We start from the raw sequence: 24,023 nt of genomic DNA, 5'->3' as shown, positions 1-24,023 counted from the left end.
TTTTAATTGATTATTTAACCGTCTATTTACAGTGATAGGCGAGTTATTTATTACCTATCATTGACAGTGAAGACACGGCTTAATTATATAAAAATTATATCAACCACCTTTTAAAAGCGACTTCCAACAATAGCTTGAGTAAGAAGCCCACAAACCCTGCGCCTAGTGCTAAGAAAATCCAAAATGTGCCCGCGCGCCCAGCTTGAGATTCTTTAGAGATATCCCACATAATAAAAAATAAGAAGGCGATGAATATGGGTAGTAAAACATACAATCCCCAACTGGTAACTGTACTGGCAGCAATAGCAAACATGGCATAATCCTATAAAGTAGTAACGCCGTCTTTATTTATTTCTATTATTTTATGGATCTTTTGATAATAATTGCCTTCAAAATGAAGTATCACCATTCATGATATAAGCAGTAATCCATAAAATAAGTCAGAAAAAAGCAGGCAGCAATACAAACCGTTATTATAACGCGGAAGCGAGCAGGTATAAACTGCTGCTAAGTATGAGACAACAGTAACGCTACAATTTGCAGGGCTGACTGATCGGTAACAGCGCTAAATGCTGATCTATTTAAAATATTTTAATCTGACTTATCGTGAATGAAAGCACAGGCAACGCGTCTGTTAGAGCGTGTCTGCAATTCAAGCGATTACTATCTAAATGAGCTAAAAATGGCTAAATTTTGCCAAACATCGTCAAATAGCTTATCAATATCTCGATATTATTTGCGCTATTTTCCTTGATTAGCGGCAACTTATCTCCTTTTTATCACCATTTTTACAATGAGGGCACGCCCTAGTCACCTAAATTATCAGTGTTAACTGTCATAACCGTAAGATTTTAGTGCTAATTTTGGTGCAAATGGTGCAATGCAGGGCAAAGATTGTTATATTTGCAGGTTACTTATCTTTTTTGTATTATTTTATCCCCTGCAATGTCGGTCGCTATTATAATAGGCAGTTATTGGCTGCTCGCATTCGCCACATTTTTATACCGTTTTTGTTGTTTATTTAACTGAGTTCAAATCCTTATGTCACAAGCCCAAATTGATACACTTGCATCACTATTTAATGATGCGATTCGAACCCTACAAGCAGATGGCACGTTACCAAGCGATTGGCAAAATAATAGCCAAATCACCCGTACTAAAGATTTAAGCCATGGTGATTTTGCCAGTAATATCGCGCTGACAGCGGCCAAAGCTGCCAAGGTCAATCCACGACAGCTTGCCGAAAAAATCGTCAATGCGCTGCCTAAAAACCAAGACATTCGCCAAGTAGAAATCGCAGGTCCAGGCTTTATTAACGTGTTCTTAAATGCGGAAGCCAAATTTGCGGTATTAGATGATATCTTTGCCTTGCAAGATCGCTTTGGTTTAAGCGATCAGTTTGACGGGCAAAAAATTCAGGTTGAGTTTGTCTCTGCCAATCCAACGTCAAGTTTGCACGTTGGGCACGGTCGCGGTGCAGCGTTCGGTATGAGCGTGGCAAACCTGCTGGAAGCGATTGGTTATGACGTCACGCGTGAGTATTATGTCAACGATGCGGGTCGGCAGATGGATATCTTGGCGACCAGTACCTATTTACGTTATCTAGAAAGCAACGGTGAGGAAATAATCTTCCCAGTCAATGGCTATCAAGGTGATTATGTCAGTGATATCGCCCAAACGTTAAAAGCGCAACACGGTGATCATTACGTTCATAGCTTTGCAGCAATCGCCAAAGATGTGCCAGCAGATGCTGAGTTTGAGATCAATGCGGACGGCGAAAAAACACTGCTATCAGGTGACAAAGAAGCGCATATTGATGGCTTGATTGCCAACAGTAAAGCCTTGCTTGGTGAAGGTTATGAGCTGTTTTTAAATGCGGCATTGAGCAGTATTTTAGCCGATATCAAAGATGACTTAAATGACTTTGGTGTGCGCTACGAGTGCTGGTTTAGCGAACGGTCTATTGATAGCGATATTGAGCCAGTCTTACAGACCTTAGATGAAAAAGGCTACCTATACGAAAAAGACGGTAATATTTGGTTCAAATCAACCGATTTTGGTGATGAAAAAGACCGTGTTGTGCGCCGTGCCAATGGTCAATCTACTTATTTTGCCTCTGATATTGCCTATCACAAAAATAAATTTGATCGCGGTTTTGATAAAGTGGTCAATGTTTGGGGTGCCGATCACCATGGTTATGTGCCACGCGTAAAAGCCGCTTTATTGGCGCTTGGTATTGATGCTGAGCGTTTAGATGTGGTGCTTGTGCAATTTGTTGCATTATGGCGTGGCAGTGAAAAAGTACAAATGTCCTCGCGCTCAGGTCAATTTGTCACCCTGCGTGATTTACGTACCGAAGTTGGTAACGACGCCGCGCGTTTTTATTATGTCGCCCGTAAGCCTGAAGTGCATATTGATTTTGATTTGGAGCTGGCTAAATCACAAAGCAAAGACAATCAAGTGTATTACATTCAATACGCGCATGCTCGTGTTTGCCGAGTATTAGAAAAGCTACAAAACAGTGGTCTTGTGGTAGATGATGCGATTGGTTTAGAACATCAAAACTTACTTAGTGCACCAAACGAAGACGAGCTGATTAAATTATTAGCAGGATATCCAGCGACATTATTACGCGCTGCGACGGGTTATGAGCCACATGTCTTGACCAACTATCTTAAAGAGTTGGCAGCACTATTTCATGGTTGGTATGACAGCAATCGCATTTTGCCAGTGAGTTTGACGTCAGGTGAGACACCAAGCTCGGATGAGATGGAATTGATGCAAGCCCGTTTGCGTTTGTCTAAAGCCGTACGTCAAGTATTGGCCAATGGTCTTAGTTTGTTAGGGTTGTCGGCACCATCTAGCATGTAGTTTTTTTCTAGTATATAGTAACTTTCTAACATGTAGTATGAGTATAGATGACTGCCAGCCATAATTTGATGATAGTTAGATTCAGTAGGGAGAACCAGATCCATGCTAGCCAAAAAACCTAAAGGTGCGACTGAAAAACGCAAAACAAGTAGCGTATCAGGCTTATTGTGGATGTTTGTCGGGGCGGTATTGACCCTTATGATAGGGGTGTTTATATACTTGTCACCATTATTTGATTTCAGTCCTGCTGACAGCACCGCTGGTAATGATCCTGATCGTCAGGTACAGCCACGTGTCGACACTGATACTGATAATGGTGATTATGAGTTCTATGATATTTTGCCCAATCAAGAGATGGCGACTATTCCTGATGAAGATATTGCTGAGACAGGCAATGATCGCATAGGGGATATCAGTGCCTTTGAGCCTGATGTCGTGGTGACTCAACCTGAAGATGGTTCAGCCAGTCGCAATGATGATACTGGTAACTTTGGTATCTCTGAAAACACGGTCATTGCGCCCAGTCGTGGCAATAGCGCTGCTACCAGTAATAGCGGCGATGACATTGTGATCGTTGAAGAAGACGCGACCTATGATGGATCGACGCCTGCTAGTAGCAATAATACGTCCAATAATACGGGCGCAGGTACTGCTAGCGTTCAGGCTGCAAAACCTGCGGCAACTTACATTTTGCAGATCAACAGCTTCGGTGATGCGGATGAAGCAGATCGCCGCCGTGCTCAAGTGTTGATGGCAGGTGTAGACGCTCGCGTGGTCAAGAATACGACGGGTAATGGTTTGCCAATCTATCAAGTTATTTCTCGCCCGATGAATAACCGCCAAGCAGTAACCACTGCTCAGCAGCGCCTACAGAATAACGGTATTGACTCCATTATTGTTGAACAGCGTCGTTAAGTTATGCTGTTTAATGACAGTTATAGTTCTTTATGAATAATAAAAAAAGCGTCGCAATGACGTTTTTTTTATCTCTGATTTTTAGCAAAGTTATTTTTCTGTTGGTTTATTACCTTTCATCAAAAATTTTATAAAGAGCATGGCTATGACAGTCTCTCATTTAGCAACACCGCTTATTGGCTTTATTAAAGCATTTTTCCAAAAGTATTTTATTGATGCGTTTACTGGTATGGCTTTAGGGCTATTTGTCACATTGATTGCTGGTCTAATCATCTCGCAAATCGGTGGCTGGTTAGATTTGCCCGCATTGGTTGCGGTGGGCAAGCTTGCCTCAGTACTAATGGGTGCGGGTATCGGAGTAGGTATCGCCTATTACCTTAAAGCACCGACGCTCGTCATGCTCAGCTGCTTGGTGGCGGGTATGCTTGGCGCACACTCTGAAGCATTAATGGCAGGGACGTTATTTACGCCCCAAGTAGGCGGACCTGCGACCTTTGCCGCCTTACCGGGCAATCCGATAGGGGCGTATTTGACCTCGGTATTTGCTTATCGACCGCAGCGACGATAGGTGGATTCAATAGGGCGCAAACTGCTAATGCTACCGCGCATACTTTATTGGTATGCGCGGTAGCATTAGCAGTTTGCGCCCTATTGAATCCACCTATCGTCGCTGCGGTCGCTGTCATTGGTCAAGGTATTCAAGCGGCCACTGAGTTACAGCCTCTGTTAATGGGTATTGTGATTGCAGTGGTGGTGGGTATTTTATTGACATTGCCAACGTCCAGCGCTGCTATTTGTATCGCAATTGGGCTTGGCGGCGTAGCAGGCGGGGCAGCAGTAGTAGGCTGTGCGGCACACATGATTGGCTTTGCCGTTGCAAGCTTTAAAGACAACGGCGTCAGTGGCGTAATATCTCAAGGTCTGGGCACCAGTATGCTACAGATTCCTAATGTGTTAAAAAAACCGCTGGTGTTGTTGCCTGCTGTGATTGCCAGCGCCATCGTTGGTCCTATTGCGACAGTAGGTTTTGGACTGGCATGTACGGCAACGGGTGCGGGTATGGGTACCGCTGGATTGGTCGGCGTATTTGGAGTGATTGAAGCGTCACAAGACATCATGAGTACGGGTCAATTATGGACAGCGATTATCCTGTTGATGTTTGTATTACCTGCCCTAATTGCAGGGGTGGTCGCTCATGTGATGCGCCGCGTGGGCTGGCTGGTTGATGGTGATATGAAATTGCCTTAAATTAAAGATAAAGGACGCAAACTGTCCTAACTATCCATAATAAAAAAGCCCAGCTATTTAAGTAGCTGGGCTTTTTTATGGTAACTTTTAAAGGTGCTTAAAACTAGCGGCGTACATCTTTAGGGGCATCACCATTTGGCCAGTCTTTGTCTTTATTGGCTTTGATAGGTCGCGGCAGATGGGTAAAGTAAGCGGCAATGTCGACCGCTTCTTGGTCACTAAGCGAGTTACCTTGACCAAAGGGCATTTTGCCTTTGATAAAGGCCGCTGCTGTATAAGTTCGTGCCATACCTGCGCCATCGTTGAAGGACTTGTCTCCAGCTACTGCTGGATAGATATAAGTGCCATCGTCGTTATATTGACCTTCGCCATTTTCACCATGGCAAACGCTACATTTTTCAGCAAACAGCTTTTTGCCATTGTCCGTATTTGGCTCTAAAGTTTTGTCTACCTTAACAAAACCGCGACCTTCAGGCGAGACACCATAAGGCAAGCCCTGTGATAGCCAGCTCATATAAGACACCATCGCATTCATATCATCTGAACCTAGGTCAAGCGCTTTGCCATTCATTGAGCGTTCAAAACAGCCATTGATGCGCTCTTGTATTGAATTCACGCGACCAGCACGTGAACGATAAATAGGATAAATGCCCGGCATGCCATTCCAAGGCGCCGCGTAGGCCTCTGAGCCGTTACCCAAGTGACAGCTGGTACAGTTCAACTGGTTGCCGACATTGTCAGGCATCTCTTTATAAGTATGATTGGCGATTTGTAAGCCGCGACGTACTGCTGCGCCGAACTCATCATCTGGAATAGTGGACTCATCTGGCATGCTAACGCTCAGTTTGGCGCTTGGATTTGCAGCCATCTCGTCTTTAATTTCTGCGGCACGTGCCTCAAGTGACTTAACGCGGGCTAATGCTTCAGCTTCTTCGACACGGTCGACAGCCTTGGTATCTGATTCACTACAGCCTGACAGGCTAACTGCACCAATAGCAAAGATAGCAGCCAGTAAAACGGAGGAAGAGGGTTTGACCCTTAAAAGTATTTTCATTGGAATATCCTTATTATCAAAAATAATATGTAATAATATATTTTTATGATAATTTAACTGTCAAAATGACAGAAGTAATCTTAATTTTTGTGCAAAAAATCTGAATGAGTCATCAATCTGTAAGTTGCTAGAAACATAATTGTACCAAATATTAAATAATTAAAGTATATAAATAGATAAAGTGTTTTGGCTTTAGAGGGACATGAATCAATTTCATACCGTATGAAGAACCATATTGAAAGACAGTGTTGAAATACTCCCCACAAAAAAGCGCTTAAATATTGATAATATTTAAGCGCTTTTTTATGGGTAGTGATTTTTAAAACATATTATTTTGGCGTGCTTGATTTTCTATGGCGGCGTGGTTTGAGCTTACGAGAGAGCTTATGGACATCGTTCAATATTTGACTGTATGTCGCTGGAAAGACACGCTGTACCGCGTCGATTATCTTGGCATCGTTGCCAATCAGACAGCGCGGTTGATTGGTCGCGGCAGCCTGCAAAATAATCAAAGCGGCATCGCTTGCATCAAATTTTAGGAATTTATTAAAGCTCTGAATGGCTTTGGGGCCAGTACGCATGCCAATATCATTGATACTATCATTGCCACGGGCACTATTGGCAATATTGGTTTTAATCCCGCCGGGATGAATGCAGGTCGCTGACACACCGCAGCGCTGAATATCTAGCTCTTGACGCAAGCTTTCAGTAAAGCCGCGTACAGCAAATTTACTGGCGTTATACGCAGATTGTGACGGCTGAGCGGTCAAGCCAAACAGGCTTGAGATATTAATGATGTGACCATGCTCATTAAATTGGTGCGATCTATTTTTTTTGCTGCCATTCGTCGATTCGCTTTGTTTGACACTGTTCTTAATCAATGGCAAAAATGCCTTGGTGCCATAGACCACACCCCAAAAATTGATGTCCATGACCCATTCAAGCTCGCTAATACTACTGCCTTCTACGGTCGAATATAGCGCCACGCCTGCATTATTAAAGATAAAGTTCACTTTGCCATGGTCTACCATCACGCTATCTGCCCACGCTTCCACGGCTTTATTGTCTGAGACATCAAGCACCGTCATAGTCGCTTTTATATTATAACCGACCAGCAATTCTTTGGTCTGTGCCAGTTGCACCGCGTTGATATCAGAGAGCGCCACGTGGCAGCCCATCTTTGCCAAATGAATAGCCAGCTCGCGACCCATACCAGAGCCAGCACCCGTAATAGCCGCGACATGATTATGATAATAAGGAGTAATATCTTGGTCTATCGTGGTATGAAAAGGCAAGTGTTGACGTAATGAGGTTGCGATAGAAGTAATATTGTTAAGCATGATAAACAGTCCTTTGTTTCATCAGTGATAGGTGTTGGTAGCACATTTACCTTAGCATGCTTTGTGGTTTTAGCTATGAACGATTGATAGACGCCGCTGTCACTTTACCCATACATTGGCTGTCATAAAACGATCATAAGTGAGCAGCCATAAAAAAACGTCTAACATAAGATATGCTAGACGCCTTTACTTCAATGACAGTTTTAATAAAACTGATAACAACCGCTAAGCATCTATCGCTATTTGCTCTGAGTCGTCGGTAGAAAAGATGATTTCAGGTGTTTTACCTTCATTAATCACTTGCTCGTCGACGATGACAGTCTTGGCGTTTTTCATCGAAGGCAACTCATACATAGTCTCAAGGAGCGCATTTTCAACGATAGAGCGCAGTCCGCGAGCACCAGTCTTACGCGCCATGGCTTTTTTAGCAATCGCATCGAGCGCTTCTTTGGTAAAGCTAATGTCAGCGCCTTCCATATCGAATAGGTACTTATATTGCTTAACCAAGGCGTTTTTTGGTTCCGTCAATATCTGAACTAATGCATCCTCGTCCAGCTCTGTGAGCGCAGCGAGAACAGGAAGACGACCGATGAGCTCAGGGATAAGACCAAACTTGATCAAATCTTCAGGCTCTACTTGTTGCAGTAATTCTGAGCTGCGTTTACTATCATCTTTTGAGCTGACATCAGCATTGAAGCCAATACCGCCTTTTTCTGTACGCTGCTGAATAACCGCATCAAGACCGGCAAACGCCCCGCCGACGATGATTAAGATGTTACTCGTATCAACTTGGATCAGCTCCTGTTGAGGATGCTTGCGACCACCATGTGGCGGAATAGCAGCGACCGTACCTTCAATAAGCTTTAGCAACGCTTGCTGTACGCCTTCACCTGACACATCACGCGTGATAGACGGGTTGTCGCCTTTCTTACTGATTTTATCAATCTCATCGATATAGATGATGCCTTGTTCCGCTTTACTCACATCATAATCTGATGCTTGTAGTAGTTTTTGCACGATGTTTTCGACATCTTCACCGACATAACCTGCTTCGGTCAGGGTCGTCGCATCGGCCATCGCAAAAGGCACATCCAGTAGACGAGCCAAGGTTTGCGCCAGTAAGGTCTTACCAGAACCCGTCGGGCCAATCAGCAAGATATTGCTCTTAGCCAATTCAACCATGGCATCGTCAGCGCCAATCTTCGCTTTTTTGCTGTCATTGGCTAAGGTTTGGCTAACTTTTAGACGCTTATAATGGTTATAGACGGCAACTGCTAAGGCTTTTTTAGCAGCGTCTTGTCCAATGACGTATTCGTCAAGCTTGGCACGCAGCTCTTTTGGCGTTGGTAGCTTTTTATTGACCCAAGAAGTATCAATGTCGCTGTCATCATCGCCATCTTCAGCGCTATCAGCGATTAAATCGGTACATAGCTCAATACATTCATTACAGATATTGGCATCGTCAGCGGCAATCAGCTGCTGTACATCGCTTTTGGCTTTGCCGCAAAACGAGCAATGCGGGGTATTATCTTCTGCCATAAAAGGCGCTCCTAAAATTTAAAACTGACAAATATTTTGATTTTTTACATCAAAGCCAAAACGTATAACGCTCAGGCTTTTGATGCCCATCAAAGCTTTTGCTCTTATGCGGTAATTATAAAGAAGTAGGGCGGCGCTCTAATACTTCATCGACCAGACCGTATTCTTTGGCTTCTTTCGCATCTAACCAAAAGTCACGCTCAACGTCTTTTTCGATTTTCTCTAATGGTTGACCAGTACGTTCTGCCAAAATCTCATTTAAACGGGCACGCGTTTTTAGAATTTCACGCGCATTAATTTCGATATCGGTTGCTTGACCTTGCGCGCCGCCTGAAGGCTGATGAATCATGACACGAGCATTGGCAAGAGAGTAACGCTTGCCTTTTTGACCAGCCGCGAGCAAGAACGAGCCCATGCTATAAGCACCGCCCATACAGATGGTCGATACTTCAGGTTTGATGAAGTTCATGGTATCAAAGATTGCCAAACCTGCACTCACTGATCCGCCTGGTGAATTGATATACAAGTGAATGTCTTTGTCTGGGTTTTCTGCTTCTAAAAATAGCAACTGTGCAACAATCAGATTGGCCATATGGTCTTCGACTTGACCGGTCAAAAAGATAACGCGCTCACGCAATAGACGCGAGAAAATATCAAACGAGCGTTCACCGCGAGAGGATTGTTCAACGACCATTGGCACCAATGCAGCTTGAGGGGCGCTTTGGGTATATTGCATGCCTTGTGCGTCATTATGCGCACTCATCAGCATATCAAAATGTGGGTTGGCAGTGATGCGATCATAATCTGTCATAAAGATGTCCTGTTTATAAGTACATAAAATAAAGGGATTGAAGCGAGCGAGCGGCTACGCTTGTATGGCTGCTCATCATGCTAGATGTTGCCGCTTTTTAATAATATTCGCTGGCTGAAATAATAAGCGCCAGATATCGCTAAAAATAATTGAGCTAATGGTAACTTTTTTATTGAGGCAATAGTAACTTTTTCATGTGAAAAATAATTTTCTATTTATAACATGAGTGCTATTAATAAAATGATTGACTCACTATTAATAAGGCGTCTGTAACCATTTATCAAGGGGCTTGGTGATAAACTGTCCATAAAGATAGCATATAAATCCCCAATAAAAATGCCCTAACACATATGTTAGAGCATTGCGTTAGAGCATTATGTTAGAGCATGTTTAGATTGAAATTAGCAATGAGTGCCATTGAATGGCAACTTGCTAAGTTATCTCACTAAATTACATGCCTTGCTGCTGTTGTTGCTGTGCAGCTAGCAAGTCTTGGTAGCTAACTTCTTTGTCAGTTACTTTACCTTGCTCGATTAGATAATCAACCACTTGATCTTCTAGTACCACAGACTCAATGTTCGCGCGCTGCTGCTTGTCATTGGTGTAATACTCGATGACTTCGCTTGGATCTTCGTAGTTTTCAGCCGCTTCTTTGATGAACGTTTCAACGCGTTCTTGATCGACTTCTAAGCCTTTGGTATCGATAACGCGAGCAACGATGATGCCAAGACGGGCAGCACGTAGCGCTTGCTCTTCAAATAGCTCATTTGGTAGCATGTCTTTATCGAAGCTATCAGCATTGGCACCGAACTGCTGAGAAAAACGTTGCATCATCATGTTGCGCTGACGCTCAATTTCTTGCTCTAGCATGGCGTTTGGTACGTCAAATTCGTTCTTTTCTAGCAATGCGTCAAAAGTCGCTTGCTTAACTTGGCTACGCGCAGCGTTTTTGATTTCGCGTTCCATGTTTTTGCGAACGTCTTCTTTTAACTTCTCAATGCCGCCTTCTTTCACACCGAATAGCTCAAGGAACTCTTCGTTGATTTCTGGTAGCTTAGATTTTTCAACCAATTTTACATTGATTTTGAACTGAGCTTCTTTACCAGCTAAGTTTTCAGCTTGGTAATCTTCTGGGAAAGTCACGTCGATAACTTTTTCTTCGCCAGCTTTCATGCCTTTGATACCCGCTTCAAAACCAGGAATCATCTGGTTGCTACCGATAACCAGTTTGAAATCTTCAGCAGAACCGCCTTCGAATTTTTCGCCATCGATAGAGCCTTCAAAGTCAAAAGTTACTTGATTGCCTTTGTCCGCTTTACCTTTTTTCTCAACGAATTCTTCACGTTGCTTTTGAAGGTTTTCGATCATAGTGTCGACGTCTTCTTCGCTTACTTTAGCCGTGTGACGCTCAACTTCGATCTCATTGATACCTTGTACGTCTACTTCTGGGAAGATTTCAACAGTGGCTTGATAAACCAAGAAATCATCTTCAAGTTTTACGTCGTCGATGTTAGGCATGCCAACCGCGCGGATGTCTTCCGATTTGATCGCTTCAAAAACGGTATCACGGATCACATCGTTGATAACTTCTTGTTGAATGCCAGCACCGTACTGAGAGCGGATGTGTGACATAGGGACGTTACCTTTACGGAAACCGTCAATCTTGGCAGTTTTCGCAACTTGGCGAATACGACCTTCGACTTTGTTTTGAATTTTTTCGACAGGTACTTTAACTGTCAATTGGGTTTCTTTATTAGATAACTTGTTGGTTGTGACTTGTAAATCTGTAGCCATGTTAATTACACCTTTAGGATTAAATAGTACGTTTGATTAAATAGTACTTAGGGTTAAATGGTAATAGACAAACCGTGCCTCAAATTACGGGCGTGTACCATGGGTTGCCGTTGGAATAAATAGGGGATAGCGATAGCGCGCAATGTCAAAGTCAGTACCTTGAGCAATCGCCTTTGGTCACCACTGGCGCTGACTGATACTAAAATGTGAAACGGATATCTTAGTAATAGGCGCTATCAGATATCAATCATAAACCGTTAATGCACCGCATAATAACGCTTTTTGGTGAATTATACAGACAAATAACGGCTTTCAACAAAATTTTAAAAGTAGAACAGTATAATCTATCTGTTTATTAAAGTAAAAATTATCTCTTTATCGTCAATTCCCTTTGAATCTGCCACATCGTCAATCTCGCTTAAAGTACGATTTGTACCTCTGCGCTAGACTTTCTTGTATCAGCATTAATAGCTAAAGGGTTAAATTGAATCGACTATAGGTTTTAAGGTTATCTACAACGGTAACTGCGCCAATAATTGCTGAATCGCTTGACCACGATGACTGATGCGGTTTTTATCGGCAGCACTTAAGCTCGCTGCGCTAGCTTGTAACTCTGGCAACCAAAACAGCGGGTCATAACCAAAACCGCCGTCACCATGCGTTGTCTCTAATATCTCACCCTGCCATAGACCTTGCGCGATAATCGGTAGCGGATCATCAGCATGGCGCACCATCGCTAGTACGCAAACAAATAACCCTTTAATAGGCTCGTTAGCTTGCGCATCACGGACAGGCTGCAAGTCAGCGATGAGCTTGGCGTTGTTTTTACTATCGTTACCATGCTCACCAGCATAGCGAGCGGAGTAAATCCCCGGTGCATTACCTAATACTGGCACACATAGTCCTGAATCATCAGCAATCGCAGGCATTCCGCTGATACGGCTGGCATGACGCGCTTTAATAATAGCGTTTTCTACGAAGCTTAGCCCGTCTTCGATGGCGTCGTCAATATTGAGCTGACCCTGCGGGATGATCGTCACATCCAAATCTGCCTCGGCAAACAGCCTTTTAAACTCAGCCAGTTTGCCTTTATTATTACTGGCGAGCACCCATTGATTATCAGGGGTCGATTGGGTAGAGGATCGTGAGGTATTCGTGGTGCTCATAGGGTTATTCCGTTATGTCATTATTAAGAATATGGTTAGTGAAAGTATCATTATTGAAAGTATGATCAGTTTTTAAATTATAGCGGTATCTTAATGCCAGTTTCATCAGTTTATCAGTCAGCTAAGTGCCTAGCACGATTGGCATGGCAAGGCATTCTGCGCTTAGTCTATAGACAACCAAAGGCTATACTAACAGTGTTATCCATAACATTTGGTAACTGATATTTGTCGCCACTGTTGCTATAATAGCCGCCAAGCTACCGTGAATGATATCTTATGGCTTGTGAATATTAAGTTAATAAATGCTTATGAAGTCAAGCACTTGGCTTTTGAGCAAACAGTAACAAAAGTAAGTTAATTTTGGATTCATAATAATACGTGATACTGTGTTAAACAATAAATGGTATTAAGCAATAACATTCATTTCAAACAATAAACTCAGCCAATTTAGTCCGTTATTTTATCGTGTTTTTTATCATGTAAAAATAGCGTAAAATTCAGTTTCTATAATGAGTTTTTATCAAATGACGGCTAAAAACAGCAAGGATAAAATAACTATGTCAAACATTACTTTACCAGAGCTACCATACGCAAAAGACGCACTAGAGCCACATATCAGTGCCGAGACGCTAGAATACCATCATGACAAGCATCACAATGCTTACGTGACTAAGCTCAACGAATTGCTACCAGGTTCTGGTCTAGAAAACAAAACATTGCCAGAAATCATCGTAGCGACTGCTAAAGATGACAGCAAGCAAGGTATGTTCAACCAAGCAGCCCAAGTATGGAACCACACGTTCTACTGGAACTGCATGACGCCAACCAATGGCGGCGGCGAACCTACTGGTGATCTAAAAGCTAAAATCGAAGAAGACTTCGGTAGCTATGATAAATTCCGTGAAGAGTTCAAAAACGCAGCATTGACTCAGTTCGGCTCAGGTTGGGCGTGGCTAGTGGCTGATAAAGTCGGTGGCAAACTGTCAATTGCTAAAACAGCAAATGCTGATACACCACTTGCACATGACCAAATCGCAGTATTGACTTGTGATGTGTGGGAACATGCGTACTACATCGATTATCGTAACCGTCGTCCTGACTATGTTGACACCTTCCTAGACAAGCTAGTGAACTGGGACTACGCAAATGCTAAATATAAAGGTCAAGATGCTGGCGTTGAAGAGTAATCTTTAACCACTAAGTATTTGGATTGATAAAAAAGGACGCTGAGAGGCGTCCTTTTTTTGGTTTGATTAATTATTTATTCCTTACTTATCTCTTTGTTTAATATGGTCTTGTGTATCTAAAGGAATCAAACCTGCATATAAGTTGTTTAGCTCTTTTGGTTTCGTAATCAACTCATCAGCAATGAAATTTAAAATACTAAATAATTTTTCGGCAACTTCAATATTATCATCTAAGTTTATCTGCCCAGGATGCACAGCATTGTTACCTATCACTCTAAGTAGGTCTAAAGCTTGTTGTATTTTAGGACTCAAACCTTCTGCTACTAAATCTTTTATATCATTATTAATATTCTTTCCACTCTTACCTACTTGCTTTAATAGCTTTTGAAGTGCGAGCCGCAAAAGGGCGGTAGAACCTTTAGGCGAATCCAGTAAGATAGTCGAAGCTTCAAAGTAAAGAGATTTTATATCCTCATCTAAATCTTCATTAGGTAGTGGAATTGTAGTTTTCTTAGGATAAATAATTTCTTCGTTCACCCATAATGTAAAATTATTACATGAAGAGCAGGTTGCTACTGAAAAGTCTTTTGGCACAAATTGATAAATCCTAAACTGGAAAGGGTTTTTGATTTCGCTTAGAAACTCTAAGATAGCTGCTTGAGTATAATCGCGTACTCGACTTCGATAGTCTAGGTATAGGTTATTAATAACTCTATTTGTTATGCTGCCTGCTTTATGGGCATCAAACCATTCTTGAACAGCGACAGTATTGCAATGTGGACATTGAAACTTATTACTTTCGTACTTAGGTATCATTTACAACTCCATAGCTCATTTATACATAAATTCATATTCTATAGAAAATTATACTCTGTTCTACAAAACCTCAAATCTAAACTTACCCAATGCCTCTCTTAACATCGATATATTATAATACGCATGCGCATTGACGGTATTTTGAGAGAAGATATATAGCGTATCAAAGTGCTGACGCTGATTGGCAATCGCTTGTGCCCAATCGTTCATCTCAGCTTCGCTATAGCGATAATCATGACGGTCAGCAGCGCTCATCGCATCCCACCAATTTAGATTATTACCATGTAGTCGTAGATAGCCAGTGCGTTCGGTAAATATCAATCGTGATGGCGGTAGACCGCTGACTTTGGGATAATCGACGCTACACCAAATCAGACCTTGTTTGACAAAACTATCGACCACTTGCGGGGTATGCCAACCATTATGACGAAATTCAATAGCGAGTGGATAATCCTTAAACCAGCTGACGAGATTGGCCAGATATAGACGATGCTCGCGGGTACGATCAAAGCCGTGTGGGAATTGCAGCAGTAGTGGCGCGAGAGCGTTGGCTTCGATAAGTGGGGTGAGGGCAGTAAGAAATGCTTGCGCGTGATCGCTAGTGCCTTTACGTGCATGAGTAAAGTCTTGATGCAGTTTAACCGCGAACTTCAATTCACTATCTGCTTCGGCATAGGCTTTATTAACCATACCTGCAAAGGCTTTTTGTCCGATGGGCGCGTAGAAGGTGCTATTAATCTCGACCGCGCCGTATTGCTTGGCGTACTCCCGTAAAAAGTCTGTTTTTTTGGTGCCAGTTGGATATAGCGTGCCGAGTAGGTCGGTATCGCTATAACCGCCAGTGCCTAGATAAATACGCGGAGTAGGGGCACTATCCATGTTTACCACCCTTTGCTATTTTTGCTGATTAAAAGATTTAGCATGTTGTATATAGGGCTATTTTTACACGCCTATTTAATTTTTGGCTATTTTTTACGTGCCCATAGCCATTCTATTAATGCCAGTAAAGCATCATTGTTTGCGTCATTGCCAAGCTCGCTACTGCTTGATTCATGACGACTCAGTTCACGAATGATGGCTGTGCGTCCGTCATTAAATAGCGATTGCGCATAGCTGGTCGCGTCTTCGACACCCATCAATTTCACATAGGTGGATTTGTCTAATTTTTCATCGCTGCCAGCAGGTTTGCCAAGCGTATCGGTGCTAGTCGTCACATCTAAGATATCGTCTTGTACTTGAAAGGCGAGACCAATATGCTGGGCGCACTCTTGTAATGCCATACGCTGTGGAGCGGTCGCACCAGCACAGATGCCGCCCATAAGCATAGCGGCTTCAATCAATGCGCCGGTTTTATCACGGTGAATAGCTTCTAGATCGCCTTGTGAAATATTAGTACTAGCCTCAGCATTCAGGTCAAGCATTTGACCAGAAACCATACGCCGTGCACGTGGTGCAAATATTGCGATAAGCTGGCTTGAGATGGCTGAATCAAAGGGTGCAAAAGTGGGCAGCTCTGCGGTCAATACTTCAAAGGCTAATGTTTGCAATACGTCGCCAGCGAGTAGGGCGGTTGATTCTTCAAAGACGATATGCGCCGTTGGCTGACCACGGCGCAAGTCATCATCGTCCATACAGGGCAGATCATCATGCACCAACGAATAAGTATGTAGCAGCTCTACCGCCAATGCTGCACGGCGCGCCATATCATAATCGGAGTCGTTTTCTAATAGAGCTTCCAAACCATCAGCGTTAGCCATACTGTTTCTATTATCAGTGCTTTTATCTGTATTTTCATTGGCATTAGCATTGCTTTGATTAACACTGTCAAAGGCACTGGCAACCAATAGTGGACGCACCAATTTACCTTGACCGGTCATCACATAACGGCAGGCATCAATCAACGGGCTTGGTAGCTCAGCATAAGCAAATAACACGTCGATATCTTGGCTAAGTTGCGCGCGCACGGCACTGTGAAATTGCTCGGTGTTGTTATTAAAGCTAGTAAAAGATACAAGTCTTGAAGGTATAAGGCTTTCAGGTATAAAGCTTGGCGTAGAAGAAACAGTCATAACCCAACCATTTATCAGGTGAATAATAAAAATATCGCTAGTGTAGCATGATAGATTATATAGCTTATGGGCTGAGCATCATCAATGCCATATTTTTGGCAGCTTACTGTTAAAAATTCGATTAAGTACACCGAAATAATGCAACAAGCCCTCGTTACGTATTGGTGATTTAACTTAATCAGTGGATATGTTTTGATAAAGAACCAAGTTAAGCGTGTGACGGCGTGTGACGGCGTGTGACGATAGGCATCTGTCATTATAATCTTTAAAAGACGAATTTTTAGTATACAATTTCAGTATACAAACCGTCACTTAAAGCACATTACTAGTCAGGTAAAGGGCTGCTGCTGATTTAAGAGTGACTTGCGAGTATGGTATTAGCTTGTGACAGTTAGGGGCATAATCCCCTACACTAATTGGCGTAAAAATGATCTGATGATTCAGGGCTAGAGGTTTGCGTGCTTATTTCAGCGAAAAATTTGCTCAACTCTCAGTCCATATTTTTAATGTTAGTATGTTCAATATCAGTACTGGTCACAATATATATAAATGAAGCGCCGTATTCACTTGTGCTAACGCGGTAATATTAAGCATAAAAAATGAATATATAACCATGAGCGCTGGATAATAAAGACATCTTCACTGCTTACTCTATACTGACTTTATAACACAGTATCTTGGCAGTGTTATTACTCGTTTTTCTAACAATAACTGGCTATGTACTTTAATTTTAAAACTTTTAATTTTAAAACGTAGCTTTCGTTATATAGCAAGGAGTTCCAAATGGTATACCAAGGAAATCGCATCACAGTGACAATGCTAGAGGATGGCATCGCCAATATGCAGTACAACGCCGAAAATGAGAGCGTGAATAAGTTTGATGCTGAAACCAATAAGCAATTTGGTGAAGCGGTTACTGCTTTAGAAAAAGCCGACGACGTCAAAGGTTTAATCGTGACCTCAGGCAAAGGCGTCTTTATCGCTGGCGCTGATATCACAGAATTCGTTGGCTCTTTTAAAAAGCCAGAAAGCGAGATTAAAGATTGGGTCGTAGGTATCAATGACGCCTTTAACCGCTTTGAAGATCTGCCTTTCCCGAAAGTAGCGGCTATCAATGGCGCGGCGCTTGGCGGTGGTTGTGAGATGACCTTGGTTTGTGAATATCGTGTCATGAGCGACAAAGCCATCATCGGTCTACCAGAAACCCAACTGGGTATCTTCCCAGGTTTTGGTGGTACGGTTCGTACTACGCGTGTGATTGGTATCGATAATGCGCTTGAGCTGATTGCGACTGGTACACCAAAAAAACCACTTGATGCCCTGAAACTAGGCTTGGTTGATGCGACTGTTGCTGCAGATGACTTGCAAGATGCTGCGATTGATCTAGTCAAAAAATGTATCTCAGGTGAGCTTGATTGGCAAGCGAAGCGTGAAGAGAAACTCGTTCCTGTTAAATTAAATCAGCTTGAGCAAGCGATGGCATTTAACAGTGCCAAAGGTATGATCTTTGCCAAAGCCAATCCTAAACAATATCCTGCGCCAGCACTTGCTATCGCTGCGATGGAAAAACACGTTAACTTACCACGTGATAAAGCGATCGAAGTAGAAGCCGCAGGTTTTGCAAAAGCAGCTAAAACGCCACAAGCAGAAAGCTTGGTTGGTCTGTTCTTAAGCGATCAGTTGGTTAAAAAATTAGCCAAGCAGCATAGCAAAAAAGCACATGAAATCAATGAAGCGGCCGTACTAGGCGCAGGCATCATGGGCGGCGGTATCGCTTATCAAGCAGCCAGCAAAGGCTTGCCAATCATCATGAAAGACATCAAGTCTGAGCAATTAGACCTTGGTATGGGCGAAGCCAGCAAGTTACTTGGAAAAATGGTCGATCGCGGCAAAATGACCCCAGCAAAAATGGGCGAAACCTTAAGCCGTATCCGTCCTACCTTGAACTATGGGGACTTTGCTGAAACTGACATCGTTATCGAAGCCGTTGTAGAAAATCCAAACGTGAAGCGTGCGGTACTAAAAGAAGTTGAAGGCTTAGTAAAAGATGATTGTATCTTAGCCTCAAATACGTCAACGATTTCTATTACTTTCTTGGCTGAAGCACTTGAGCGTCCAGAAAACTTCGTTGGTATGCATTTCTTTAACCCAGTACACCGTATGCCATTGGTTGAAGTTATCCGCGGTGAGAAATCCTCTGAAGAAGCGATTGCGACCACTGTTGCGCTAGCGTCTAAAATGGGCAAAGTGCCAGTTGTGGTTAATGACTGCCCAGGTTTCTTAGTGAACCGTGTGTTGTTCCCATACTTTGGTGCATTTGATTTGCTCCTCAAGCAAGGTGCTGATTTTGCTCATGTCGATAAAGTCATGGAAAAATTCGGCTGGCCGATGGGTCCTGCTTATCTAATCGACGTTGTTGGTTTGGATACGGGTGTTCATGGCGCAGAAGTCATGGCAGAAGGTTTCCCTGACCGCATGAAGCCTGATTATAAAGGCGCTATTGAGCTTTTATATGAAAACAAACGCTTAGGTCAGAAAAACGGCGTTGGTTTCTATAAGTATGAAATGGACAAGCGCGGCAAGCCAAAGAAAGTTGCCGATGAAGCCACTTATGAGCTATTGAAAACCACGACTGATAGTGACAAGCAAACGTTTGAAGATCAAGCGATTATCGACCGTACCATGCTGGCTTTCTGTAATGAAACTGTTCGTTGCCTAGAAGACAACATCGTCAGCACGCCGTCAGAAGCTGATATGGCGATGATTATGGGTGTTGGTTTCCCGCCATTCCGCGGTGGTCCTTGCCGTTATATCGACCAAATGGGTCTAGATAACTACTTGGCACTGTGTGAAAAGTACGCACACCTTGGCAAAGCCTATGAAGCCCCGCAAAAGATTCGCGATATGGCAGCAGCAGGCGAGACCTTTTATGCCACAGCGTAACGGGTAGTCATTACTAGGATGAAGTGCCGTATGTTTACTGTTTAGGCTGAGAAAAATTAATTTATCACTACTCTTTAGTAGCAAGGTTCTTTAATAGTAGACGTACGATTATAGTTAGTTTTATTTAATGCTAGTACAAGGAAATCGAGCGCAGAGGTACGTATTGTACTTCAAGTGAGATTGACGAAGTAATAGCATTGAAATGGGCTGACTACACTGACAATAAAAATTGAAAAGGAAGTATAGTATGACAATTTTAAGTCCAAAAGACGTGGTCATCGTAGATGGCGTACGCTCAGCGATGGGTAAAACCAAAAACGGTATGTTCCGTCATGTCCGCGCTGATAGCATGTCTGCTGAATTGGTTCGTGCATTGGTTGAACGTAATGACTTTGACCCACGTGACGTCGAAGACATCATTTGGGGCTGTGTCAATCAGACCTTAGAGCAAGGCTTGAACATCGGTCGTAACATCGGTCTGCTAGCTGGTATTCCAAAAACTGCTGGTGGCCAAACAGTCAACCGTCTGTGTGGTTCTTCTATGCAGGCGCTACATACTGCTGCGGCTCAGATCATGACCAACCAAGGTGATGTGTTCATCATCGGTGGTGTTGAGCATATGGGTCACGTCGGCATGATGCATGGTGTCGATTTGAACCCTGAAGCGTCAAAGCATTATGCTAAAGCCTCAAACATGATGGGCTTGACCGCTGAAATGTTAGGTCGCATGAACAACATCAGCCGCGAAGAGCAAGATGCCTTTGGTCTTGAGTCGCATCGCCGCGCATGGGCTGCGACCACTGAAGGTCGTTTTGACAATGAAATCATCGGTATCGAAGGTCATGACGAAGCGGGTCGCTTGCAACTATGTACTGTTGATGAAGTGATTCGTCCTGATGCCACGATGGAGCAAATGCAAAAGCTACGCCCAGCCTTTGATCCAGTAGGCGGTACGGTGACTGCTGCCACCTCATCAGCATTATCTGATGGTGCATCAGCGATGCTAATCATGAGCGCGCAAAAAGCCAAAGAGTTAGGTCTAAAGCCACGTGCTCGTATTCGTAGCATGTCTGTTGCTGGTTGTGATGCCGCTATCATGGGTTATGGTCCAGTACCTGCGACGCAAAAAGCATTGAAACGTGCTGGCATGAGCATCGATGATATGCAAACGATTGAGCTAAACGAAGCGTTTGCAGCGCAGGGCTTGTCAGTACTGAAAGCCTTGAACTTGACTGACAAGCAAGACATCGTCAACATCAACGGCGGCGCAATTGCCCTAGGTCATCCACTAGGGTGTTCTGGCGCTCGTATCACGGTTACTTTGCTTAACGCTATGGAGCAGTCGGATACTGAAATCGGTCTAGCCACTATGTGTATTGGTCTTGGTCAAGGTATTGCAACTATTATTGAGCGTGTGTAAACCTCATAAGAGTATCAATTTTTTTATTATTGATAGCAGTAGATATTAACTTAGCTGATATTTGTTGATTAATATGCTTTAATATCTTGTAAGATGAGCGCCTCTAACTTAATGTTGGAGGCGCTTTTTTTTGTTTAAATCATAGTAATGAAAGGTAGAGTATAAATGGCACATCAGAAATCATTAGATAAGAGGCGCTTAGATTTAGAGGCGTTTAAGTTAAAAATGCGTTATATCTTTCTTCCTTTTTTAGGTTTTAGTATTGGCGCCATTTTATTCTACAACATCATAAGATGGATGTTGGACATCTATCTAGGGATATGGCCTCTAAAAGATACGGTCTGGAACTTAATTATCCCAATAATTATCAGTGTTATTTTAGTGCTTGTCATAATGCGATCAAGGATTAGACTGCTACGATTTGAATTATTTGATGATAATAGCGCTAATGTATTTTACTTGGTGATGATACTTGCTTTATTTCCACCTATATCAATCAGTCAAGCTTACTTATATGAAGCAGCATATGACATTATTGATATAAGTAATATAAGTGATATTAAATTATATCCAAAACAAAAATACTTCCAATTTGATAATAAAAGTATTGAGAAACAAGGGGTTGTTTCTTACTTCAATACTAGGGAGATGGGGAAATCTAGACAAGAGTTAAAAATATACTTATATTTTGCTACTCCTTTTTATGGAGATAAAGATATCTGGTGGGGACAGGCTTTTACTAAGGTTATTGATAATGATCTTGAAGAAAAAGAGAAAGTTCAACAAATAGAAAATTTTAAAAGGATTTCTAGACAACAATATGCAAATGAAGAGATATCTACTGCTGATTATTTTGAAAAATTGCAAAACTCAGATACTAAGTATGGTTATTTAGAAGCGATTAGATTGTCAGGTCAGCAACATATTAATGACCCAATAATACTTGTATCTCAGTTGAGCACACTTAACGAAAAAGCAGATAAAGAGTTAGCAAAATTCTTTAGATTTTTTATCATTGGCATGTTTATTTGCTTACTATTAGTCTTAAAAGCAACGATTGATAAAAAAGCATTTCAACAGTTTAAGTTACGCTAGATTTGTGGTGATAGGGCATGGATAATAATAAGCAAAGCCAGTATAGGTATAAAGATAAAAATAGAAGCAGAAACAAAAAAGAGTAAGCAAAAGGGATAAAAAGAAGCGAACACAAAACCTAAGCGCTAAAGAATCGATCATAATAAAACTAAAGCAAGTATTCTTGCCATATTTAGGTCTTAGTGTCCTGACCATTCTGCTTTTTGGGGCTTTACGCTGGTTGCTTGATATTTATCTAGATATTCTACCTTTAAAGGAAGGCTATTGGGATTTTGGTATTCCTTTTCTGTTATCTGTTTTAGTCGTTAGTATTTGGATGTGGCCGAGGTATGAGCTTTTAACCTTAAAGTGGGTTAAGCGCAGTAGTTCAGGCTACTTTTTTATAACGATGGTTCTAGCATTAGTGATACCGCTCGTTCTCAGCCAAAACTATTTATCCAAAGCGGCTTACGAGGTCATTGAAGTAAATAGCTTGAATGATATTCGTCATTATCCAAAGCAAAAGTATTTCAGAGTAAATGATTTTGAGCCCCTCAAATTAGAGAGCGTTTCTTATATAGAAACACAAGTAGTCAGTGGACGATATTTTGACTCAACATTGCATATTGATTATTACATTGCGACGCCATTTATAGCCGCTGATAATATTTGGCTAGGTTCTAGCTACCACACGAAATACGATAATCGCGCAGACCAAAGTATTAAAGACAGTCAATACTCAGCGTTTATTAACGACTCGCACCATAAGTACGAAGCCAACGACCTCTCTACTATCAGCTACTTTAAGAAACTTAAATCATCAAATAGCAGAAATGCTTACTTACACACGATTTCTACGGCTAATAGGCAATCTAATTTGCCACCCTTGATATTGAAGCCAGAAACAGGATTACTTGCTGATAGCTTAGATCGTGATTTTGTTTGGGGATTTGGTTCGTTTTTTATTGGTATGGTGCTGTGCTTGTTGCTCGTTCTCGCAGCAGAGTTTGATAGTCAAGAAAAGAAAAGTACGCAAAAACATATACAAAAGCGAAAACATATACAAAAACAAAAGCCCGTAAAAAAACGAGCACCAGTAAGTGATGTATCAAAGAGCCTAGTAGTTTGGTTTAAAAATAATAAAGAACGACCTGCAACGTTGGTGTTAATACTGACCTGTATAGGTACATTTATACTAACCGTATTCATGGGTATGGATATCATTGACCCTTTATCTAGACAGGTAAATGGTGTAGGTGGGTTGACGATGGACGCGCTGCAAGCTGGTCAATATTGGCGGGTGGTCACAGCACTTTTTGTACATGCAGGAATTATGCATTTAGTAATGAGTCTGGGCATGCTTTTTGCGACAGGTTATATTTTGGAAAAAGTATTGGGTCCTATACGTTTTGCGATTGCGTTTTTTATATGTGGTATTTTCGCTAATGTTTTAGGGGTACTATATTTTGATATGGATATGGCAGGTGTTTGGGGTGCTACATTTGGCTTGTTTGGTATCGCGATACCGTTGGTGGCCTTTAAGGTTTTTAATAAAAAATATCGAGAGCTATTCGGCGGTACTATCGCTGCGATATTAATCATTACTTTAACCAGCATGTTCTTTGCATTTATAAACACGCTCATTTATATGGTGTATTATCTTTTAACCTTATGTTTTGGCGTTGCTTTCGGTGTGGGCATGGTCATGACTCAAAAACAGTCTTTATTACGTAATGCTAGGCGTCATAATATATAGTTATTGGCTATTCATAATCA

General features: G+C 42.1%; 19 protein-coding genes. 9 read left to right on the top strand and 10 right to left on the bottom strand.

The window, feature by feature from the left end:
• Positions 1 to 94: 94 nt before the first annotated feature.
• On the bottom strand, positions 95 to 313 hold the full coding sequence (locus JMW85_RS13565) for a DUF2788 domain-containing protein (RefSeq protein ID WP_045448016.1): 219 nt from the start codon (positions 311 to 313) through the stop codon (positions 95 to 97).
• A gap of 728 nt (positions 314 to 1,041) precedes the next feature.
• Between JMW85_RS13565 and argS the strand changes: the two genes are divergently transcribed.
• The 4 genes from argS to JMW85_RS14485 all read left to right on the top strand — a co-directional run bounded on the left by argS (position 1,042) and on the right by JMW85_RS14485 (position 5,034).
• Positions 1,042 to 2,871, top strand: coding sequence for an arginine--tRNA ligase (argS, locus tag JMW85_RS13560; protein WP_201582110.1), 1,830 nt, complete (start codon positions 1,042 to 1,044; stop codon positions 2,869 to 2,871).
• 102 nt (positions 2,872 to 2,973) lie between these two features.
• Entirely contained in the window at positions 2,974 to 3,786 is an 813-nt protein-coding gene (locus tag JMW85_RS13555; RefSeq protein ID WP_201582109.1) for an SPOR domain-containing protein, read from the top strand.
• Between the two features lie 145 nt (positions 3,787 to 3,931).
• The gene (locus tag JMW85_RS14490) at positions 3,932 to 4,354 is read left to right on the top strand and encodes a PTS sugar transporter subunit IIC (protein WP_265090760.1); all 423 of its coding nucleotides are present in this window, start codon (positions 3,932 to 3,934) and stop codon (positions 4,352 to 4,354) included.
• An 83-nt stretch (positions 4,355 to 4,437) separates the two neighbouring features.
• On the top strand, positions 4,438 to 5,034 hold the full coding sequence (locus JMW85_RS14485) for a PTS sugar transporter subunit IIC (RefSeq protein WP_265090759.1): 597 nt from the start codon (positions 4,438 to 4,440) through the stop codon (positions 5,032 to 5,034).
• A gap of 103 nt (positions 5,035 to 5,137) precedes the next feature.
• Here the strand turns inward: JMW85_RS14485 and JMW85_RS13545 are convergent, their stop codons facing one another.
• The 6 genes from JMW85_RS13545 to rdgB form a co-directional block, all read right to left on the bottom strand.
• On the bottom strand, positions 5,138 to 6,088 hold the full coding sequence (locus JMW85_RS13545; RefSeq protein WP_201582108.1) for a c-type cytochrome: 951 nt from the start codon (positions 6,086 to 6,088) through the stop codon (positions 5,138 to 5,140).
• A gap of 329 nt (positions 6,089 to 6,417) precedes the next feature.
• Positions 6,418 to 7,428: an SDR family NAD(P)-dependent oxidoreductase gene (locus tag JMW85_RS13540; RefSeq protein WP_201582107.1), complete on the bottom strand. Its 1,011-nt coding sequence runs from the start codon at positions 7,426 to 7,428 to the stop codon at positions 6,418 to 6,420.
• Positions 7,429 to 7,653: 225 nt separating this feature from the next.
• On the bottom strand, positions 7,654 to 8,967 hold the full coding sequence (gene clpX / locus JMW85_RS13535; protein ID WP_087814795.1) for an ATP-dependent protease ATP-binding subunit ClpX: 1,314 nt from the start codon (positions 8,965 to 8,967) through the stop codon (positions 7,654 to 7,656).
• A gap of 115 nt (positions 8,968 to 9,082) precedes the next feature.
• The gene (gene clpP / locus JMW85_RS13530; RefSeq protein WP_276529647.1) at positions 9,083 to 9,730 is read right to left on the bottom strand and encodes an ATP-dependent Clp endopeptidase proteolytic subunit ClpP; all 648 of its coding nucleotides are present in this window, start codon (positions 9,728 to 9,730) and stop codon (positions 9,083 to 9,085) included.
• A 498-nt stretch (positions 9,731 to 10,228) separates the two neighbouring features.
• Positions 10,229 to 11,572 (bottom strand): trigger factor, encoded by a 1,344-nt coding sequence (gene tig, locus JMW85_RS13525; protein WP_055125866.1) that lies wholly within the window; start codon positions 11,570 to 11,572, stop codon positions 10,229 to 10,231.
• A gap of 512 nt (positions 11,573 to 12,084) precedes the next feature.
• Positions 12,085 to 12,738, bottom strand: a complete 654-nt coding sequence (gene rdgB / locus JMW85_RS13520; protein WP_201582106.1) for an RdgB/HAM1 family non-canonical purine NTP pyrophosphatase — start codon at positions 12,736 to 12,738, stop codon at positions 12,085 to 12,087.
• Between the two features lie 557 nt (positions 12,739 to 13,295).
• Here rdgB and JMW85_RS13515 point away from each other — a divergent pair.
• Positions 13,296 to 13,925 (top strand): superoxide dismutase, encoded by a 630-nt coding sequence (locus tag JMW85_RS13515; protein ID WP_201582105.1) that lies wholly within the window; start codon positions 13,296 to 13,298, stop codon positions 13,923 to 13,925.
• Positions 13,926 to 14,006: 81 nt separating this feature from the next.
• Here JMW85_RS13515 and JMW85_RS13510 read toward each other — a convergent pair whose 3' ends face one another.
• From JMW85_RS13510 to JMW85_RS13500, 3 genes are all read right to left on the bottom strand, one after another.
• Complete coding sequence (locus tag JMW85_RS13510; RefSeq protein WP_201582104.1) at positions 14,007 to 14,741, bottom strand: DUF4145 domain-containing protein; 735 nt, start codon at positions 14,739 to 14,741, stop codon at positions 14,007 to 14,009.
• 60 nt (positions 14,742 to 14,801) lie between these two features.
• Positions 14,802 to 15,620 (bottom strand): DUF72 domain-containing protein, encoded by an 819-nt coding sequence (locus JMW85_RS13505; RefSeq protein ID WP_201582103.1) that lies wholly within the window; start codon positions 15,618 to 15,620, stop codon positions 14,802 to 14,804.
• 86 nt (positions 15,621 to 15,706) lie between these two features.
• Entirely contained in the window at positions 15,707 to 16,810 is a 1,104-nt protein-coding gene (locus tag JMW85_RS13500; RefSeq protein ID WP_201582102.1) for a polyprenyl synthetase family protein, read from the bottom strand.
• Positions 16,811 to 17,593: 783 nt separating this feature from the next.
• Here JMW85_RS13500 and fadB point away from each other — a divergent pair.
• The 4 genes from fadB to JMW85_RS13480 all read left to right on the top strand — a co-directional run bounded on the left by fadB (position 17,594) and on the right by JMW85_RS13480 (position 24,003).
• Positions 17,594 to 19,753 (top strand): fatty acid oxidation complex subunit alpha FadB, encoded by a 2,160-nt coding sequence (gene fadB / locus JMW85_RS13495; RefSeq protein WP_201582101.1) that lies wholly within the window; start codon positions 17,594 to 17,596, stop codon positions 19,751 to 19,753.
• 247 nt (positions 19,754 to 20,000) lie between these two features.
• A complete protein-coding gene (gene fadA, locus JMW85_RS13490) occupies positions 20,001 to 21,173 on the top strand; it encodes an acetyl-CoA C-acyltransferase FadA (RefSeq protein WP_201582100.1) in 1,173 nt (390 codons plus the stop codon).
• A gap of 165 nt (positions 21,174 to 21,338) precedes the next feature.
• Positions 21,339 to 22,268: a hypothetical protein gene (locus JMW85_RS13485; protein ID WP_201582099.1), complete on the top strand. Its 930-nt coding sequence runs from the start codon at positions 21,339 to 21,341 to the stop codon at positions 22,266 to 22,268.
• 163 nt (positions 22,269 to 22,431) lie between these two features.
• The gene (locus tag JMW85_RS13480; RefSeq protein ID WP_201582098.1) at positions 22,432 to 24,003 is read left to right on the top strand and encodes a rhomboid family intramembrane serine protease; all 1,572 of its coding nucleotides are present in this window, start codon (positions 22,432 to 22,434) and stop codon (positions 24,001 to 24,003) included.
• Positions 24,004 to 24,023 lie beyond the last annotated feature (20 nt).

The organism is Psychrobacter glacincola (genome assembly GCF_904846075.1).
Classification (GTDB): domain Bacteria; phylum Pseudomonadota; class Gammaproteobacteria; order Pseudomonadales; family Moraxellaceae; genus Psychrobacter; species Psychrobacter glacincola_C.
Note: the sequence above shows the minus strand (reverse complement) of the source record. Positions and strands in the feature narration are given on the sequence as shown.

Bases quoted from the DNA above. Each gene is read 5' to 3' on its own strand.
- JMW85_RS13565 (WP_045448016.1), bottom strand. From the start codon at position 313: ATGTTTGCTATTGCTGCCAGTACAGTTACCAGTTGGGGATTGTATGTT.
- argS (WP_201582110.1), top strand. From the start codon at position 1,042: ATGTCACAAGCCCAAATTGATACACTTGCATCACTATTTAATGATGCG.
- JMW85_RS13555 (WP_201582109.1), top strand. From the start codon at position 2,974: ATGCTAGCCAAAAAACCTAAAGGTGCGACTGAAAAACGCAAAACAAGT.
- JMW85_RS14490 (WP_265090760.1), top strand. From the start codon at position 3,932: ATGACAGTCTCTCATTTAGCAACACCGCTTATTGGCTTTATTAAAGCA.
- JMW85_RS13545 (WP_201582108.1), bottom strand. From the start codon at position 6,088: ATGAAAATACTTTTAAGGGTCAAACCCTCTTCCTCCGTTTTACTGGCT.
- JMW85_RS13540 (WP_201582107.1), bottom strand. From the start codon at position 7,428: ATGCTTAACAATATTACTTCTATCGCAACCTCATTACGTCAACACTTG.
- clpX (WP_087814795.1), bottom strand. From the start codon at position 8,967: ATGGCAGAAGATAATACCCCGCATTGCTCGTTTTGCGGCAAAGCCAAA.
- clpP (WP_276529647.1), bottom strand. From the start codon at position 9,730: ATGAGTGCGCATAATGACGCACAAGGCATGCAATATACCCAAAGCGCC.
- tig (WP_055125866.1), bottom strand. From the start codon at position 11,572: ATGGCTACAGATTTACAAGTCACAACCAACAAGTTATCTAATAAAGAA.
- rdgB (WP_201582106.1), bottom strand. From the start codon at position 12,738: ATGAGCACCACGAATACCTCACGATCCTCTACCCAATCGACCCCTGAT.
- JMW85_RS13515 (WP_201582105.1), top strand. From the start codon at position 13,296: ATGTCAAACATTACTTTACCAGAGCTACCATACGCAAAAGACGCACTA.
- JMW85_RS13510 (WP_201582104.1), bottom strand. From the start codon at position 14,741: ATGATACCTAAGTACGAAAGTAATAAGTTTCAATGTCCACATTGCAAT.
- JMW85_RS13505 (WP_201582103.1), bottom strand. From the start codon at position 15,620: ATGGATAGTGCCCCTACTCCGCGTATTTATCTAGGCACTGGCGGTTAT.
- JMW85_RS13500 (WP_201582102.1), bottom strand. From the start codon at position 16,810: ATGACTGTTTCTTCTACGCCAAGCTTTATACCTGAAAGCCTTATACCT.
- fadB (WP_201582101.1), top strand. From the start codon at position 17,594: ATGGTATACCAAGGAAATCGCATCACAGTGACAATGCTAGAGGATGGC.
- fadA (WP_201582100.1), top strand. From the start codon at position 20,001: ATGACAATTTTAAGTCCAAAAGACGTGGTCATCGTAGATGGCGTACGC.
- JMW85_RS13485 (WP_201582099.1), top strand. From the start codon at position 21,339: ATGGCACATCAGAAATCATTAGATAAGAGGCGCTTAGATTTAGAGGCG.